At 61.1% G+C, this 17,195-nt stretch carries 15 protein-coding genes; 1 reads left to right on the forward strand and 14 read right to left on the reverse strand.

The annotated features are described in order from the left end of the window. Positions 1-90: 90 nt before the first annotated feature. Positions 91-1,182, forward strand: a complete 1,092-nt coding sequence (locus HB780_RS23650) for a TraB/GumN family protein (RefSeq protein WP_183689798.1) — start codon at positions 91-93, stop codon at positions 1,180-1,182. Here the strand turns inward: HB780_RS23650 and HB780_RS23655 are convergent. From HB780_RS23655 to mdh, 14 genes are all read right to left on the reverse strand, one after another. Beyond that, positions 1,175-1,663: a DUF2867 domain-containing protein gene (locus HB780_RS23655; protein ID WP_183689799.1), complete on the reverse strand. Its 489-nt coding sequence runs from the start codon at positions 1,661-1,663 to the stop codon at positions 1,175-1,177. The genes HB780_RS23650 and HB780_RS23655 overlap by 8 nt on opposite strands. A 103-nt stretch (positions 1,664-1,766) precedes the next feature. Then, complete coding sequence (locus HB780_RS23660; RefSeq protein WP_286203051.1) at positions 1,767-4,628, reverse strand: M16 family metallopeptidase; 2,862 nt, start codon at positions 4,626-4,628, stop codon at positions 1,767-1,769. Between the two features lie 117 nt (positions 4,629-4,745). Then, complete coding sequence (lpdA, locus tag HB780_RS23665; RefSeq protein ID WP_183689801.1) at positions 4,746-6,152, reverse strand: dihydrolipoyl dehydrogenase; 1,407 nt, start codon at positions 6,150-6,152, stop codon at positions 4,746-4,748. A 109-nt stretch (positions 6,153-6,261) separates the two neighbouring features. After that, on the reverse strand, positions 6,262-6,900 hold the full coding sequence (locus HB780_RS23670) for a LysE family translocator (RefSeq protein WP_183689802.1): 639 nt from the start codon (positions 6,898-6,900) through the stop codon (positions 6,262-6,264). Positions 6,901-6,918: 18 nt separating this feature from the next. Further along, positions 6,919-7,674, reverse strand: a complete 756-nt coding sequence (locus HB780_RS23675) for an SDR family oxidoreductase (protein ID WP_183689803.1) — start codon at positions 7,672-7,674, stop codon at positions 6,919-6,921. Further along, positions 7,671-8,174, reverse strand: coding sequence for a hypothetical protein (locus tag HB780_RS23680; protein ID WP_183689804.1), 504 nt, complete (start codon positions 8,172-8,174; stop codon positions 7,671-7,673). Before HB780_RS23680 ends, HB780_RS23675 begins: the two co-directional genes overlap by 4 nt. After that, a complete protein-coding gene (locus HB780_RS23685) occupies positions 8,174-8,923 on the reverse strand; it encodes a DUF4241 domain-containing protein (RefSeq protein ID WP_183689805.1) in 750 nt (249 codons plus the stop codon). The genes HB780_RS23680 and HB780_RS23685 overlap by 1 nt, the downstream gene beginning before the upstream one ends. 14 nt (positions 8,924-8,937) lie before the next feature. Continuing rightward, entirely contained in the window at positions 8,938-10,164 is a 1,227-nt protein-coding gene (odhB, locus tag HB780_RS23690) for a 2-oxoglutarate dehydrogenase complex dihydrolipoyllysine-residue succinyltransferase (RefSeq protein ID WP_183689806.1), read from the reverse strand. Beyond that, positions 10,154-10,390, reverse strand: coding sequence for a hypothetical protein (locus HB780_RS23695; protein WP_183689807.1), 237 nt, complete (start codon positions 10,388-10,390; stop codon positions 10,154-10,156). Before HB780_RS23695 ends, odhB begins: the two co-directional genes overlap by 11 nt. A 15-nt stretch (positions 10,391-10,405) precedes the next feature. Continuing rightward, positions 10,406-13,390 carry a 2-oxoglutarate dehydrogenase E1 component gene (locus HB780_RS23700; RefSeq protein ID WP_183689808.1) on the reverse strand — a complete coding sequence of 995 codons (2,985 nt, stop codon included), beginning with the start codon at positions 13,388-13,390 and terminating at the stop codon, positions 10,406-10,408. A gap of 176 nt (positions 13,391-13,566) precedes the next feature. Then, positions 13,567-14,469 (reverse strand): succinate--CoA ligase subunit alpha, encoded by a 903-nt coding sequence (sucD, locus tag HB780_RS23705; RefSeq protein ID WP_034481706.1) that lies wholly within the window; start codon positions 14,467-14,469, stop codon positions 13,567-13,569. Positions 14,470-14,481: 12 nt separating this feature from the next. After that, positions 14,482-14,973, reverse strand: a complete 492-nt coding sequence (locus HB780_RS23710; RefSeq protein WP_183689809.1) for a DUF1579 family protein — start codon at positions 14,971-14,973, stop codon at positions 14,482-14,484. A 5-nt stretch (positions 14,974-14,978) separates the two neighbouring features. Further along, complete coding sequence (gene sucC, locus HB780_RS23715) at positions 14,979-16,172, reverse strand: ADP-forming succinate--CoA ligase subunit beta (RefSeq protein ID WP_183689810.1); 1,194 nt, start codon at positions 16,170-16,172, stop codon at positions 14,979-14,981. 27 nt (positions 16,173-16,199) lie between these two features. After that, positions 16,200-17,162, reverse strand: coding sequence for a malate dehydrogenase (gene mdh / locus HB780_RS23720; protein WP_183689811.1), 963 nt, complete (start codon positions 17,160-17,162; stop codon positions 16,200-16,202). Positions 17,163-17,195: the final 33 nt, after the last annotated feature.

Raw genomic sequence — 17,195 nt, forward strand, 5'->3', positions numbered from 1 at the left:
GGATAGAGCAGAGACCAGTTTCGGCATGATCCTGTCCGGAGGCTATTTCGCAGCTTTCGGGATCATATATTCTGCTTTCGGAAGGTTGGGATGATATCTGCTCTCGGGATCAAGACGGCGCGGCTGACGACACCGAGGCCCGGTGATATTTTCCTGTGGCTGGCGACTGCCTTTCCAGTGATGCTCGTCATCGCGTTGATCGTGGCGATACTATCATCGGTGCCGGCGCATGCCGACGAGACAGTGTCAGACAGCTGCGGCGGCAAGAACCTCATGGCCGAGCTGCAGAAGAGCGATCCCGCCAAATATGCCTCGATCCTCGCAGACGGCGACAAGGTCGCGAACGGCAAAGGCATCTTCTGGAAGATCGAAAAAACCGGCCTGCAACCCTCCTGGCTGCTCGGCACGATGCATGTCAGCGACACGCGCGTAACGACCATGCCGAAGGGCGCTGCCGAGGCCAGCGCCGCGGCCGATACGATCATCGTCGAATCCGACGAGATCCTCGACGACAAGAAGGCGGCAGCCGCCCTCTTCATCAACCCGCAGCTGACCATGCTGCCGAACGGCGGGACCATCGGTCAGCATCTGTCGACCGAGGATAATGCGCGACTGGAAGCGGCCCTGAAACAACGCGGCGTGCCGCTTGCGGCCGTGTCCCACATGCAGCCATGGCTGATATCGAGCTCCTTCCAGATGACCGGCTGCGAAATCCGCCGCAAGGCGTCCGGCGTGAAATTCCTCGATCAGAAGCTCGCCGCCGATGCTAGCGCCAGCGGCAAGCAGGTCAAGGGCCTGGAGACGCTGGCCGAACAGGCCAAGGCGATGAGCGACCTGCCGATCGAGCTGCACCTGAAGTCGCTGCTCCAGACGCTGGAACTCGGCGACAAGATCAACGACATTAACGAAACGATGACCGACCTCTATCTCACGGGCAATATCGGCGCCATCATGCCGATGCTGAAGGACGTCGACCCGGATCAGACACTATCCGACGACGATGCATCCGCCTTTGAGCAGCGCATCATTCTCGACCGCAACAAGGTGATGGCCGAGCGCGCAGCCCCGATCCTCGCCAAGGGTAACGTCTTCATGGCTGTCGGCGCGCTGCATCTGGCGGGCGACCAGGGGCTGGTGACGCTGCTGCGCAAGCAGGGCTTCACAGTCACAGCAGTCAACTGACGCGTCTGCCGAAATCCGTAAGCATTGTCTCGAGAATCAGCCGGTGGAACGGCGTGATCACGGCGAGATAGATCTTGCCAAGCAGGATGTTCCGCTTCACCAGCGTCGTCGCATCGACGAGCCGGCGTCCCTCACCATCATCCCGCACATCGATCACGACGCGGAAATCGAGATGCTTGTCATCGAATCCGAGAACGACCTGGTTGTCCGATTTGCTGACAACCGGGAAGAAGCCGACCATTTCCGGCCCGTCCGGTGCACGATATTCGCTGGATTTCAGGCCGAAAACGCCGGTCACCGCGTCGCGCAGCCTTAGCAAGGCCCGCACCCAGAGCGGAAAATGGTCGAGTATCATGCGCGCAGCAGCCATCGCCGTGAAATCCGATGTCGGAACTTGCAGCTCGAAACAATCCGCCCAATCAGCCCCCGGCAATGCGGGGTGTGGCATACGTGGTTTAACCATGATGGGCTTTGCCGGCATCGTCTCATCCTCTGTTTCGGCTGCCGCAGTCTAGCACGTTCAACACACAGCAAGGCACACAAACAGCGGCTGCGGCAATTCGCCAGACGCAACCGGAAAGTGATCAACGCACCGCCGATCCATCGGTTGGCAGTATTTTCATCCGCCAGAAGGTTTCCGGCTTCAAATATGTGGTCGCGATGGCGCGGATATCCTGCGCTGTTATCGACTGATAGCCGTTGACGCTGCTGCGAATCCGCTCGAGACGCCGAGGGTCTGTCTGGGCGCCGTGCAGGCCCTCCAGCCAGTAGCCGTTGGTCTGTTGCGAGCGCTTTATCTCCTCGACCATCGGCGCTTTTGCCCGCGTCAGCTCGTCCGGCGAGACGTCGCTATCCCGTAGATCGGCGGCGATCTTGTCCACGAGATCGAAGAAATGGTCCACTTTGGCCGGCGTTGTCTCGACATAGACGTAGGTAAAACCGTAACCCGGAATTGATCTGGACAGATCGACATCGCCCTGCGGGCTATAGGTCGCGCCCTCGGCAACGCGGAACTGGTCGACCAGACGATTCTGGAAGATCGCTCCCGTAACATTGGCGGCGGCAGCACGCGGCAAATCCGACAGGAAATCACCGATCGGCGCGGCGACCACTGCGCCAGCGTTGTCGCTTCGCCCGTCCTGAGAGCGCTCAACCGGCTGAGGTGTCGGTGCCGGGAAATGAACATCCGGACCATCGGCCTGCTTCTGCGCACCGCCACGCGTTGGCAGGGCACCGAAGGTCTGCGCCGTCATGCGGATCGCGTCGTCCACCTTGACATCGCCGACGACGATAACCTCGATCTGCCCGTTGGACAGGAGTGGCCGCAACAGCCCCTCGAAATCTTCCGGCTTGGCATCCAGCAATTGCGCCCGATCCGGGAACGTCCATCGTGGATCGTTGGAATGCAGGAGACCAGCAAGATCGCGGCTGATAACCGCGCCGGGTGTCGCTTGAAGCTGGGGGAGACTGTTCAGATAGGCCTGCTGGACCCGCTTGAAAACATCGGGACGGTAAGCCGCGTCCGAGGCAGAGGCCGTCAGGAGCTGCAATTGTGTTGCCAGATCGTCTGGCCGGGTGGCCCCCTCGAATCTGAACGAACCGTCCTGGATGGAAAAGCCATTGCCAACGACATTGGCGGCAAGGGCTTTTTGCATGTCATCGTAGTCGATCGCCTTCAACCCGGACAGCGCCACCGCCGGTGCTGCCCAGATTGGCAGCGGACGATCATGCGGCAGATCAAGCCGGCCGCGGCCAATATTGGCACGCACCAGCACCTGATCGGTACTGAACGTGGTAGGCTTGATGGTCAGACTGACGCCATTGGCAAAGCGCACCATCGTGATGCCGAGATCCTCGATCGCATGCTGTTCGACGACGGCGCCCGGCGGTCCGAAATTTATGTAGGGCCAGATCGCCGATGCCGTATGTTCCGGCGCGGTAACGGGCACAGCGCGAGAACCGGCATAGGCCGTCTCGACAGTCGCGGCACCACCATCAGGCATTTGTGGGGCCTGCAGTACCAACAGCGGACCATTGCCGGTAAAGACGTGTTGAAGAGTTCGATTGACCTCATTCGCAGTCAGGCCCTTCACCGCGACGTCGAAGAGTGAGAGATCTTCCGCCGGCGAGGTGAAAACCAGGTTCTCGCCTGCGCTCCAGGCCAGTGTCGTGGCTAAATCGGGACTTGCGCGCGTTGCGGCGCCGCCGGCAGCCGCCTGCAGCATCGAGCGATATTCGGTGATTTCGCGGTCGATCTCGCTTTGCTCGGCGCCGAACTGGACAATACGGCGCTGCTCCTGATCGATGGCAACAAGTGCCGCCTGCCATTTGTCGGGATCGGAATCGGCGGCAATCATCGCGATGTGAGCGGACTTGTAGAGATCCTGCGATCCCGCCTGCGCGCTGACAAAGGGCGGGTTGGGCTGCTGCGCCAAAACAGACAGGCGTCGGTTAAGGACAGCAAGGCCAATAGTCTCGACCAGATCCGCGCGACGCTTGGCAGCACTGTCCGGGGACGCATCATAGGGACTGGTCCAGGCAATCTGCACGCGGGTCGCACCGCCCGGCACAATGACGGTTTCGACCCGCTGCCCTTGCTTTTCAAGAACGCCGAGATCGGGCTCGGTCGGCGCCGGCGTCGCCGACGTCCAGTTGCCGAAACGGCTGCGAATATCGGCTTCGATCGCCGCTGCATCGATATCGCCGACCACGATCAGGGTGGCGCGATCCGGGCGGTAATTGGAACGGTAATAATCCCGAACCAGATCGACGGGCGCATTGCGAATGATGTCGGTCTTGCCGATCGGCGGCCGCAGGGGCACGCGCTGACCCGGCAGCAGCAGATTCATGAAGCCGATACCGCCACGATATTGCGGCGTATCACGTAGCTTCTCCTCCGAGAGGATGACGCCGCGCTCGCGATCAAAGGCACCAGCATCGAGCGTGAGTTCGCTCGCCGTCTCGCGCATCAGCATCAGGCCGGTGGAAACCGTATCGGGTTTGGCCTCCGGGAGATCGAGCGAATAGACGGTCTCGTTATAGCCGGTGGAGGCATTGGTATCCGGACCGAAGGCTAGACCCAGGCGCTGAAGGGTCCGAATCATCTCGCCTTCGGGCACATGGGTGGAGCCCTTGAAGGCCATATGCTCGAGAAAATGCGCCAGCCCCTGCTGGTCGTCATTTTCCTGGAGTGAGCCGGTCGCAATGCGAAACCGGATCGCCACCTGCCCCGAGGGCGTCGCATTGTGCATGACGGCGAAGCGCATGCCGTTGGGCAGCGTGCCAAAGCGAACACCGGGCTCGGCCGGCAGATCGCTGGTGGCTTGCGGCCAGCCGGGGGCAGGCACTTCGGCGCGAGCCGGCAGCGCTCCGGTCACAAGGACCGTGAGCGCCATGACCATGAAAAATTGCAGAAATACGGCAGCGACTGGAGCTTGGCGTGACATGCTTGCTTCGTTTTTGAGGAGAGCTTCGATAATGCGATGCACGAGAATTTCCCGTTCATCGCATCATCACGCATGCATTGCAATCCTAGCCCTCAACCCCTGTCGGAGCGCCGGTTCTTACATATGGATCGGCTTGAAGAAGGTCGCGAGGGCTGCTTCCTTCACGGCTTCCGACATGGTCGGATGCGCATGGCAGGTACGGCCGAGATCTTCCGACGAACCGCCAAATTCCATCAGCACGGTGATCTCGTGGATCATCTCGCCGGCGCCGAAGCCGACGATGTGGCCGCCGAGAACGCGGTCGGTTTCCTTGTCCGCCAGGATCTTGACGAAACCGTCCGTCGCCAGCATGGCGCGGGCGCGGCCGTTGGCGGAGAACGGGAACTTGCCGACCTTGTAGGCGATGCCCGCCGCCTTCAGCTCTTCCTCGGTCTTGCCGACGGAGGCGACTTCCGGCTGCGTGTAGACCACGCTCGGAATGACGTCGTAGTTCACATGACCCGCCTGGCCGGCGAGGATTTCGGCGAGCGCCACACCCTCATCTTCCGCCTTGTGTGCCAGCATCGGACCCTTCACCACGTCACCGATGGCATAGATGCCCGCAACATTGGTCTTGAAGTGACCATCGATTTCGACGCGGCCACGATTGTCGAGCACAACGCCTGCTTCTTCGAGGCCGAGGCCAGCCGTGTAGGGCTTGCGGCCGGTGGAGACCAGCACGACATCGGCATCGAGCACCACCTTGTCGCCGCCCTTGACGGGCTCGAAGGTGACCTTTGCGCCCTTGCCGACCTTTTCGACGCCGACAACCTTGGCGCCGAGATGGAAGGTGATGCCCTGCTTGGCGAGCAGGCGCTGGAACTGCTTGGAAACTTCGCCGTCCATGCCGCCGAGAATGTTATCGAGATATTCGACCACGGTGACCTTGGAGCCGAGACGCGACCAGACCGAGCCAAGTTCGAGACCGATAACGCCGCCGCCGACGACGACCAGATTTTCCGGCACCTTGTCGAGTGCGATGCCGCCGGTGGACGAGATGATGACCTTCTCATCGATTTCGAGCGGCACGCCCGGAATGCCGGCAACGTCGGAGCCGGTGGCGATGACGATGTTCTTGCCCTCGATCTCGGTCACCTTTCCGTCCTCGGCCGTGACGGAGACCTTGCCGGCGGAAACGATCTTGCCGGTGCCCTGGAAGGTATCGATCTTGTTCTTCTTGAAGAGGAAGGCGACGCCATCGACGTTCGACTTCACGGTCGCATCCTTGTGCGCCAGCATCTTCGGAAGGTTGAGCGTCGGCGCGGAAACTTCGACGCCGAGCGCATCCATGCCGTGGCCGGCATGATGGAACACTTCGGAAGCGTGCAGCAGCGCCTTGGACGGGATGCAGCCGACATTGAGGCAGGTGCCGCCATAGGTGGCGCGCTTTTCGATGACCGCGACCTTGAGGCCAAGTTGTGCAGCCTTGACGGCGCAGACATAGCCACCGGGGCCGGTTCCGATAATGATCACATCGTAGGACATGGTTTAATTTCCTTGTTTTGTATCTCTAGAGCGTCATGACGCTCTAATTATTTGATTAAGCATGATTTTATCCGAAAACCGCTGCGCACTTTTCGGGATCATGCTCGAGTTAATCTGCCGCCCGCGCCAAGGCGAGGCGGATGCCGAAGCCGACAAGTGCGGCGCCGGTGATGCGGTTGAACCATTTGCCGCTGGCGATGAAACGATCGCGGATCGGCTTGACTGTGAAGAAGACGGAGACGCCGGCAAACCAGGCGACCAGCGCCGTCGCCATGCCGATGCCATAGCTGAACTGAATCAGCGCCGGCGTATCGTGATGCACAAGCGTCGAAAACAGCGACAGGAAGAACAGCACCGGCTTCGGATTGAGCGCATTGGTGATGAAGCCCGTCGCCAGGCAGCGCCAGACGGACACCGGCTTGCGATCCTCGTCGGTAATCTCGATTTCCTTGACGTTGAAACCCGGCTCGCGGAAGGACTTGATGCCGAGATAGACGAGATAAAGGACGCCGGCCCACTTGATCGCGCTGAACAGCATCAGCGATTGCGAGACGATCAGGCCGAGGCCGAGAATGGTGTAGCTGATGTGGAAGAGCAGCGAGAAGCCCATGCCGAGGCCAGTCATCATCGCCGCGCGGCGGCCATGCACGATGCTCTGGCGCAGGATCACCGCAAAGTCGGCGCCCGGAACGACAATGAAGATCGAAAACACGGCCATCAGGCCGAGGAATTCCCAAACATATTGCATAGTTTCCGCCTTCTCCGCTTACCGGCCGCCGCTCACATTGAGGATTGAGCCCGTTATATAGGATGCTTGGGGGCCTACCAGGTAGAGGACTGCATCGGCAATCTCGTCCGGCGTGCCGGCCCGCTGCATCGGGATGGTCGGGCCCAAGTCCCGCGCGCGATCCGGCAACCCGCCGGAGGCGTGGATATCTGTGTCGATGACGCCGGGGCGCACCGCATTGACGCGGATGCCTTCGGTAACGACCTCGCGCGCCAATCCGATCGTAAAGGTATCGATCGCGCCCTTGGAGGCAGCGTAATCGACATATTGGCCGGCCGAACCAAGAACCGCTGCCATCGACGAGATGTTGACGATCGCTCCGCCCTTGCCGCCGTGGCGGGTCGACATGCGGCGCACGGCCTGCCCGGCACAGAGGATCGAGCCGGTGATGTTGATGCGGAACATACGCTCAAGCCGCTCAGGCGTCATCTCGTCCACGCGCTGCGGCAGATCGACAATTCCGGCATTGTTGACGAGACCATCCAGACGGCCGAAATGCTGGTCGACCACAGAAAAGATCGCCTGGATATCGTCGGCCACGCCGACATCGCCGGCAACCGCGATCGCCTCGCCGCCGCCATCGCGGATCGCAGCGACCACCGTCTCCGCGGCCACCTTGTTGGAGGCATAGTTGACGGCCACGGCCCAGCCCTGTCGGGCAGCAGCGATCGAGACCGCGGCACCGATGCCGCGGCTACCGCCGGTGACGAGAAGAACCGGAGATTTTCCAGTCATTCGTTGCATCCTTTCAAGGTCAGGACATCCCAGGGCGCGACAGTCGCCTTGCCCACGCCCCAGATGATGGATTGCCGGATTGAAGGCCCGAGTGCCGGCAGGAACAACCGCTCCGCCGCACCGGCACCTTCCATCGGCAGCGCGCTGATATCGCCCTTCATATCCGAGGCATAGATCATGCCCTGCCAGACAGTGCAGGCGCGCAAATCGGCGCCCGTCACGTCGCCATCCGGGCAATTGAACATGATCGTGCCATTGGCGTGCGGCCCATCGTCCGAGCGCATGATCACACCTTCGGCCACGATCGACGTGTTGCGGACAGTGAACTTGAATTTGTTGCTGACAGCAGCCGCCGAGCCCGCCGGCTCGAAACGCAGCTCATAGGCATCGTCCATGTCGCCATAGACAGCCTTTTCCTGCGCGCATTCATTCGCATGCGCCAGCGCTGGCGCGGCCATAAGTGCCATCATCGCCCAGTGCAGAAGGGCCAATCGTGCCATCACTCGCCCCCCGGTTCGCGCCGGCCGTCCGCATTTTCGGTCACCCCGAAATCCGTAAACAGCACAAGGGGACGGCCACTGGCATCGAGGCCCCAGAACACCGGATAGAAACCGTCGCCCCAGCCACTCCAGAAGACCGCGACATTGCCGCGCTTGCCGGCTACCGGCCGGTGCATGACATATTTGTCGTCATTCGCCTCGATCTCGGACGCCAGGACGTCATCGTAGTAATTGATGTCGGAAGAGGATTTCTGCGTGCGGACCTGCTGCTCCCGCTCCTGGATCAAGGCATAGGTATCGGCGTCCATGTAGCAGCCGAGACCGGCATCGACCGGATAGCCGAAGAACTCGTCGCCCTTCAGCGACTTGATATCCTGACCGGCAATCACCGCCAGCTCCCAGCGCACCGGCTTGCCCTCGGCAAATCGCAGGCTGGCGGCGGCGATGCGGCCGAAGGCTTGGTAGAGCGTCACGGGATAGTTGCCGGGTGGGACAGTCCTGACGAAGGCCGGGCGGTCCGGACCGACCAGCGGATCGCTGGCGACGATGCGGCCCGAGGTTAGCTCGACATCGCCCATATGGAAGGCAGTCACCGCCCTTAAGGCAAGATCGGCGTCGCTCAGCGACGCCAGATCGAGATTGCTGCTGAGCTTTACCGCGTCGAGATCATCCGCGACCGCAGACGATGGCAACCATGCGACGACGGCACACAAAAGTCCGCGCATCGTCCGCATGGGCCATGTCCACATGAGCCAGAGCTCCCTTAGAGATCGAGAACGAGACGTTCCGGATCTTCCAGGCTTTCCTTGACGCGCACGAGGAAGGTCACGGCTTCCTTGCCATCGACCATGCGGTGGTCATAGGAAAGCGCCAGATACATCATCGGGCGGATGACGACCTGACCGCCGATGGCGACAGGACGTTCCTGGATCTTGTGCATGCCGAGAATGCCCGACTGCGGCGCATTGAGGATCGGCGAGGACATCAGCGAACCGTAGACACCGCCATTGGTGATGGTGAAGGTGCCGCCCTGCATGTCGGCCATCGACAGCGAGCCGTCACGAGCAGCCTTCGCCAGACGGCCAAGCTCCTTCTCGACTTCGGCGATCGACATCTGGTCGGCATCGCGAATGACCGGAACCACGAGGCCCTTGTCAGTACCGACAGCCATGCCGATGTGGCAGTAGTTCTTGTAGACGATGTCGGTGCCGTCGATTTCGGCGTTGACGGCCGGGAGTTCCTTCAGCGCATGCGTGACGGCCTTGGTGAAGAAGCCCATGAAGCCGAGCTTCACGCCATGCTTCTTCTCGAAGATGTCCTTGTATTTGTTGCGCAAGTCCATGACGGCCTTCATGTCCACCTCGTTATAGGTGGTGAGCATGGCTGCGTTGTTCTGCGCATCCTTGAGGCGACGAGCAATCGTCTGGCGCAGGCGGGTCATCTTGACGCGCTCTTCGCGACCGGCATCTTCAACCGTCGTCGGCGCGCGGGCGGCAACCGGAGCGGCCGGGGCTGCGGCAGGCGCCGAAGCGGCCTTGGCAACAGCAGCGATGACATCGCCCTTCAGGACCTGGCCGCGCTTGCCGCTGCCATCGACCTGATCGGCGGAGACATTGCTTTCGGCAAGCAGCTTGGCGGCTGCGGGTGCCGGCGGCATGGCGGAGGCCGGAGCGGAAACGGTGGGTGCGGCAACCGGGGCAGCAGCAGCCGGAGCAGCTGCAGGTGCGGCTGCGGCCGGAGCAACGGCAGCGCCGCCCGCCGAGATCTGGCCGAGCAGCGCGCCGAGACCGACGGTCTCACCAGCCTGGGCGACGATTTCGGACAGCGTGCCGGCGATCGGCGAGGGAACTTCGATCGTCACCTTGTCGGTTTCCAGCTCGACAAGCGGCTCATCGACCTTGATGACATCGCCAACCTTCTTGAACCAGGTGCCGACAGTCGCTTCGCTGACGGACTCGCCGAGGGTAGGAACGCGGATTTCAGTGGCCATTGTTCAGATCCTGATTTTTCGTCTTATGAGTTAGATAGAATTTCCGGCGACAGAGGGCCGGGGAATGATCGAGAGTATCGGCATTTCCGATGTCGATGACGCGCATGTCGAAGACGCTGTCGGCCTCAAAGGCGGCGTATTGCTGCATGGCGGCCATCTCCTCCCCTTCGGCGTCATGCGGAAAGCCGGAGCGCGATGGCACAAGTTTCTGATGAAAACAGGCCATCGCGCAACCCCTTGCTTAACCGCCGAGCGCATCCTCAAGGAATGCCGCCAGTTGCGACAGGTGTTTGGACATCAGACCCGTCGCCGGAGAGGCGGCGGCCGGACGGCCGGTGTAGCGAACCCGCTGGTACTTGGCATCGATATGAGCGAGCACCCATTCCAGATAGGGATCGATGAAGGACCAGGCGCCCATGTTCTTCGGCTCTTCCTGGCACCAGACCATCTCCGCATTGCGGAAACGGCTGAGCTCGTTGATGAGCGCCTTGGCCGGGAACGGATAGAGCTGTTCGATGCGCAGCAGATAGACATCGTCGATGCCGCGCTTTTCGCGCTCTTCCAGAAGGTCGTAATAGACCTTGCCCGAGCAGATGACGACGCGACGGATCTTGTTGTCCTTCTGCAGCTTGATCGGGCCGTCCTTGATCACTTCCGCATCGTCCCAGAGCAGGCGATGGAAGGAGGTTTCCCCCGCCATCTCCGCCAGGCTCGACACAGCGCGCTTGTGGCGCAGCAGCGACTTCGGCGTCATGAGGATCAGCGGCTTGCGGAAGTCGCGCTTCAGCTGACGGCGCAGAATATGGAAGTAGTTAGCCGGCGTCGTAACGTTGGCGACCTGCATGTTGTCTTCGGCGCAAAGCTGCAGAAAGCGTTCGAGGCGGGCCGAGGAATGTTCCGGGCCTTGGCCTTCATAGCCGTGCGGCAGCAGGCAGACGAGACCGGACATACGCAGCCACTTGCGTTCGCCAGACGAGATGAACTGGTCGAAGATGACCTGCGCACCGTTGGCAAAGTCGCCGAACTGGGCTTCCCAGAGCGTCAGAGCGTTCGGACGAGCCAGCGAATAGCCGTATTCGAAACCGAGAACCGCTTCTTCCGACAGCATCGAGTTGATGACTTCGTAGCGGGCCTGGGTCGGCGACAGATTGGCGAGCGGGATGTAGCGCTCTTCGGTTTCCTGATCGTAGAGAACCGAATGACGCTGCGAGAACGTGCCGCGCTCGCAATCCTGGCCGGACAGACGGATCTTGTGGCCTTCGACAACAAGCGCGCCGAAAGCGAGCGCTTCCGCCATGGCCCAATCGATGCCTTCGCCGGTCTTCACCATGTTGGCGCGGTTTTCCATGAACCGCTGGATGGTGCGGTGCGCGTGGAAGCCGTCCGGAATTTCCGACAGCTTGCGACCGATTTCCTTCAGCGTCTTCATCGGCACCGCGGTCTTGCCACGGCGCTGCTCGTCGGCGTTGTCGGCCGCATGCAGGCCCGACCATTCGCCGTCCAGCCAGTCGGCCTTGTTCGGCTTGTAGTGCTGGCCGGCCTCGAATTCCTGTTCGAGATGGGCGCGCCAGTCGGCCTTCATCTTCTCGACTTCGCCGTCGGTCAGCACGCCTTCGGCGACCAGCCGCTGCGAATAGAGCTGCAGCACCGTCTTGTGGGCACGGATGACCTTATACATGTTCGGCTGCGTGAAGGACGGTTCATCGCCTTCATTGTGGCCGTAGCGGCGGTAGCAGAACAGGTCGAGGACGACCGGCTTATGGAACTTCATGCGGAATTCGGTAGCGATCTTGGCCGCATAGACCACAGCTTCCGGATCGTCACCATTCACATGGAAGATCGGCGCTTCGATCATCTTCGCAACGTCGGACGGATAGGGCGACGAGCGCGAGAAGGCCGGATTGGTGGTGAAGCCGATCTGGTTGTTGATGATGACGTGCATCGTGCCGGCGACGCGATGGCCGCGCAAGCCCGACAGGCCGAGGATTTCAGCTACCACGCCCTGACCGGCGAAAGCCGCATCGCCGTGGATTAGGAGTGGCACGACCTTGGCACGCTCGGACAGCGGAATGATGTCGCCATCCCACTGGGTAGCGCCCATATCCTGCTTGGCGCGGGCCTTGCCCATGACCACAGGATTGACGATTTCCAGATGCGACGGATTGGCCGTCAGCGAAACGTGCACCTTGTTGCCGTCAAAATCGCGGTCCGAGGAGGCGCCGAGATGGTACTTGACGTCACCGGAGCCTTCGACTTCGTCCGGCGCGTAGGAGCCGCCCTTGAACTCGTGGAAGATCGCCCGGTGTGGCTTGCCCATGACCTGCGAAAGCACGTTCAGGCGGCCGCGATGGGCCATGCCGAACAGAGCTTCCCTGAGGCCGAGCTGGCTGCCGCTCTTCAGGATCTGTTCAAGCGCCGGGATCAGCGATTCACCGCCGTCGAGGCCGAAACGCTTGGTGCCCTTGAACTTGACGTCAAGGAACTGCTCGTAGCCTTCGGCTTCGATGACCTTCTGCAGGATCGCCTTCTTGCGCTCGGGATTGAAAGCAATACCCTTATCGACGCCCTCGATGCGCTCCTGAATCCAGGCCTTCTCTTCCGGATTGGAGATATGCATGAATTCGACGCCGAGCGTCGAACAGTAGGTGCGCTCGAGGATCTCGATCATCTCGCGCACGCTCGCATATTCGAGGCCGAGCACGTTATCGATAAAGATCTTGCGATCGAGGTCGGCCTCGGTGAAGCCATAGGCTTCCGGCGACAGTTCCTTGTAGTCCTCAACCGCGGCGGCGATGCCGAGCGGGTCGAGCTTGGCGTGCAGATGGCCACGCATGCGATAGGCGCGGATCATCATGATGGCGCGGACGGAATCGCGCGTCGCCTGCAGGACGTCTGCAGTGTCGGCCAGCTTGCCCTGGGCTTCGGCCTTGGCCTTCACCTTGGTCTCGATGACCTTTTCGACGATGCCCCAATTGCCGTCGAGCGCGGAGACGAGCTCACCATTGGCCGGGATCGGCCAGTTCTTGCGTTGCCAGGAGGCGCCCTTGGCCGCCCGCTTCACGTCGTCGGGACTATCTTCCAGCGCCTTGAAGAAAGACCGCCACTCGTCGGATACCGACGATGCGTCTTCCTCGTAACGCGCGTAAAGCTGCTCGATATAAGCAGCGTTCGCACCGTCCAGGAACGAAGTGATCTGAAATTGCTCGTTGGCTTCTTGCCTTGCCATGGTGATATGCGGACGCCTTCGTCCGCCTCCCGACTTGTTTGCATTGCCGGCTTATGGAAATCCGGCGACCGTATTTCGTCCACGGCCACTTGGACCGCACATCTGCACTTACGAATTCGAAGGCCGGACGGGATGGGCGATTGCCGCTCCCCGTCCGGGTCTTGCTATAGGTAGGATCAGCCCTTCAGGACTTCCACCAGCGTCTTGCCGAGACGCGCCGGCGACGGCGACACGCGAATGCCTGCCGCTTCCATCGCCGCAATCTTGTCTTCCGCGCCGCCCTTGCCGCCGGAAATCACGGCGCCAGCGTGGCCCATGGTGCGGCCGGGAGGTGCCGTGCGGCCGGCGATGAAGCCGACCATCGGCTTCTTGCGGCCCTTCTTGGCTTCGTCCTTGAGGAACTGTGCGGCTTCTTCTTCCGCCGAACCGCCGATTTCGCCGATCATGATGATCGACTTGGTTTCGTCGTCAGCGAGGAACATTTCCAGAATGTCGATGAACTCGGTGCCCTTGACCGGGTCGCCGCCAATGCCGACAGCCGTCGTCTGGCCGAGACCTTCGTTGGTGGTCTGGAACACGGCTTCATAGGTGAGCGTGCCCGAACGCGAGAGAACGCCGACCGAGCCCTTTTTGAAGATCGAGGCCGGCATGATGCCGATCTTGCATTCGTTCGGGGTCAGGACGCCGGGGCAGTTCGGCCCGATCAGACGCGACTTCGACTTGTCGAGGCGATCCTTGACCTTGATCATATCGGCAACCGGAATGCCTTCCGTGATGCAGACGATCAGCGGGATTTCCGCGTCGATTGCTTCGAGGATCGCAGCCGCGGCACCTGCCGGCGGCACGTAGATGACCGAGGCATTGGCGCCGGTGGCGTCCTTGCCTTCAGCGACCGACTTGAAGATCGGCAGCTTTTCGCCGTCCTTGCCGGTCCAGGTTTCGCCACCCTTGGAAGGGTGGATACCGCCGACCATCTTCGTGCCGTGATAGGCAAGCGCCTGTTCAGTGTGGAAGGTGCCGGTCTTGCCGGTCAGGCCCTGAACGAGAACCTTGGTGTCTTTGTTGATGAGAATAGACATGCGAGGCCTTTGTTACGAGAGGTTGGAAGACGCGGAGGAAACGCGGCGATAGACACCACTGACGACCTCCTGCCATGTATCGCTGCCGGCTGGCGAGAAACTGACGCCCATTCGGTAGCAGTCTTCATTTTCGAACTGGAATAAAGTGCGCTGCGCACCGCGCGGCGAGGTCTTCATCAAGGCAAGCTCATGACCGACCCATTCGCCGGCCGCCGGCGACGGCGGCACGAAACCCACTGTGTCGAACTGGTAGAGCTTGTAGGCTTGATCAGCATCGTCGAAGCCGAAAATATTTCGGGATTCAAACGATGTCTTGCCGTCTCGCGTCTGCACATAACGCTGCTCGACGAAAAACCCGCCAAACAGACATTCTGCCGTCAGCCGCGCGGTGGCCTTGCCTTCCTTCGCCCAGGCAGAGCCCGCGACATGCTCTTCCCCTTCCCAAGCACCAGCAAAGGCACTCAGGCGAAGATGAGCAGTCGAAGGGGTGAAGGAAGGAGCCATCTTGATCAGCCCTTGACTGCCTTGACGATCTTCTGGGCGGCATCGTCCAGGTCATCGGCGGAGATGACGTTGAGACCGGATTCGTTGATGATCTTCTTGCCCAGTTCGACGTTGGTGCCTTCGAGGCGAACGACGAGCGGAACCTTCAGACCAATTTCCTTGACGGCTGCGAGCACGCCTTCGGCAATGACATCGCACTTCATGATGCCGCCGAAGATGTTGACCAGGATGCCTTCGACAGCCGGGTCGGCGGTGATGATCTTGAAGGCCGCAGTGACCTTTTCCTTGGTGGCGCCACCGCCGACATCGAGGAAGTTCGCCGGCTCAGCGCCGTAGAGCTTGATGATATCCATGGTTGCCATGGCAAGGCCGGCACCGTTGACCATGCAGCCGATGTTGCCGTCGAGCGCGACATAGGCGAGGTCATACTTGTGCGCTTCGATTTCCTTGGCGTCTTCCTCGGACGTGTCACGCAGCGCAACGATGTCCTCGTGGCGGAACAGCGCGTTGCCGTCGAAGGAGACCTTGGCGTCGAGGACGCGTAGGCGGCCGTTCGTCATGACGATCAGCGGGTTGACTTCAAGCAGGGCCATGTCCTTTTCGACAAAGGCCTTGTAGAGGATCGGGAACAGCTTGGAACCGTCCTCGCGAGCAGCCCCTTCGAGCTTCAGCGCGTCGGAAATGGCGGCTGCGTCGGCAGCGGTCACACCAGCGACCGGATCGATGGCAACGGTGATGATCTTTTCCGGCGTGTCGTGCGCGACGGTCTCGATGTCCATGCCGCCTTCGGTCGATACGACAAAAGCAACCTGACCGACCGAGCGGTCAACCACGATCGAGAGGTAAAGTTCGCGGTCGATGTCGGCGCCGTCTTCGATGTAAAGGCGGTTGACCTGCTTGCCGGCCGGGCCGGTCTGCTTGGTCACCAGCGTATTGCCGAGCATGTCCTTGGAATTCGAAACGACATCCTCGATCGACTTGGCGAGGCGAACGCCGCCCTTGGCGTCGGGGCCGAGTTCCTTGAACTTGCCCTTGCCGCGACCGCCGGCATGGATCTGGCTCTTGACGACGTAAAGCGGGCCAGGAAGCTGCTTTGCAGCAGCTTCGGCTTCATCGGCGGAGAAGATGGCAACGCCGTCCGCGACGGGTGCGCCAAAGGTCTTCAGCAGAGCCTTGGCCTGATATTCATGAATGTTCATGGGTTTATCCCTGTTATAACGCGGAAATTACTTCAGCGACGGCGCGATGGCGATGCAGGCTTCGCAAAGGCCGGCGACAGATGCGACCGACTTGTCGAAGGCTTCCTTCTCGGCCTTGTTCAGGTCGATCTCGATGATGCGCTCGATGCCGCCGGCGCCGATAACCGTGGGAACGCCGACATACATGTCCTTGACGCCATACTGACCATCGAGATGGGCAGCGCAGGGCAGAACGCGCTTCTTGTCCTTGAGGTAGGATTCAGCCATTGCGATGGCGGAAGCAGCCGGAGCGTAGTAGGCCGAGCCGGTCTTCAGCAGGCCGACGATCTCGGCGCCGCCGTCACGGGTGCGCTGGATGATCTCTTCGAGGCGCTCAGCGGTGAGCCAGCCAATGGTGACGAGGTCGGTCAGCGGAATGCCGGCAACGGTGGAGTAGCGAGCAAGCGGAACCATCGAGTCACCATGACCGCCGAGAACGAAAGCGGTGACGTCTTCGACGGAAACGTTGAATTCCTTGGCAAGGAAGAGGCGGAAGCGCGAGCTATCGAGCACGCCGGCCATGCCGACAACCTTGTTGGCCGGGAGGCCCGAGAACTTCTGCAGCGCCCAGACCATGGCGTCGAGCGGGTTGGTGATGCAGATCACGAAGGCATTCGGGGCATACTTCTTGATGCCGGCGCCGACCTGTTCCATGACCTTGAGGTTGATGCCGAGAAGATCGTCGCGGCTCATGCCCGGCTTGCGGGCGACACCGGCGGTGACGATGCAGACGTCAGCACCTTCGATCGCGGAATAATCACTGGCGCCAGTCAAGTTGACGTCGAAGCCTTCGACCGGCGAAGACTGGGCAATATCGAGACCCTTGCCCTGGGGAATGCCGTCCGCGATGTCGAACAGGACGATGTCGCCCAGTTCCTTCAGGCCGGCGAGATGCGCCAGCGTGCCACCAATCATGCCAGAACCAATAAGTGCGATCTTGTTGCGCGCCATTTCGGGGTATCCTTTGCGATCAAAATCCGTGGC

The organism is Rhizobium lusitanum (genome assembly GCF_014189535.1).
GTDB lineage: Bacteria > Pseudomonadota > Alphaproteobacteria > Rhizobiales > Rhizobiaceae > Rhizobium > Rhizobium lusitanum_C.

Excerpts from the sequence above, each read along its gene's own strand:
- HB780_RS23650 (WP_183689798.1), top strand. The coding sequence starts at position 91 with ATGATATCTGCTCTCGGGATCAAGACGGCGCGGCTGACGACACCGAGG.
- HB780_RS23655 (WP_183689799.1), bottom strand. The coding sequence starts at position 1,663 with ATGCCGGCAAAGCCCATCATGGTTAAACCACGTATGCCACACCCCGCA.
- HB780_RS23660 (WP_286203051.1), bottom strand. The coding sequence starts at position 4,628 with ATGTCACGCCAAGCTCCAGTCGCTGCCGTATTTCTGCAATTTTTCATG.
- lpdA (WP_183689801.1), bottom strand. The coding sequence starts at position 6,152 with ATGTCCTACGATGTGATCATTATCGGAACCGGCCCCGGTGGCTATGTC.
- HB780_RS23670 (WP_183689802.1), bottom strand. The coding sequence starts at position 6,900 with ATGCAATATGTTTGGGAATTCCTCGGCCTGATGGCCGTGTTTTCGATC.
- HB780_RS23675 (WP_183689803.1), bottom strand. The coding sequence starts at position 7,674 with ATGACTGGAAAATCTCCGGTTCTTCTCGTCACCGGCGGTAGCCGCGGC.
- HB780_RS23680 (WP_183689804.1), bottom strand. The coding sequence starts at position 8,174 with ATGGCACGATTGGCCCTTCTGCACTGGGCGATGATGGCACTTATGGCC.
- HB780_RS23685 (WP_183689805.1), bottom strand. The coding sequence starts at position 8,923 with ATGTGGACATGGCCCATGCGGACGATGCGCGGACTTTTGTGTGCCGTC.
- odhB (WP_183689806.1), bottom strand. The coding sequence starts at position 10,164 with ATGGCCACTGAAATCCGCGTTCCTACCCTCGGCGAGTCCGTCAGCGAA.
- HB780_RS23695 (WP_183689807.1), bottom strand. The coding sequence starts at position 10,390 with ATGGCCTGTTTTCATCAGAAACTTGTGCCATCGCGCTCCGGCTTTCCG.
- HB780_RS23700 (WP_183689808.1), bottom strand. The coding sequence starts at position 13,390 with ATGGCAAGGCAAGAAGCCAACGAGCAATTTCAGATCACTTCGTTCCTG.
- sucD (WP_034481706.1), bottom strand. The coding sequence starts at position 14,469 with ATGTCTATTCTCATCAACAAAGACACCAAGGTTCTCGTTCAGGGCCTG.
- HB780_RS23710 (WP_183689809.1), bottom strand. The coding sequence starts at position 14,973 with ATGGCTCCTTCCTTCACCCCTTCGACTGCTCATCTTCGCCTGAGTGCC.
- sucC (WP_183689810.1), bottom strand. The coding sequence starts at position 16,172 with ATGAACATTCATGAATATCAGGCCAAGGCTCTGCTGAAGACCTTTGGC.
- mdh (WP_183689811.1), bottom strand. The coding sequence starts at position 17,162 with ATGGCGCGCAACAAGATCGCACTTATTGGTTCTGGCATGATTGGTGGC.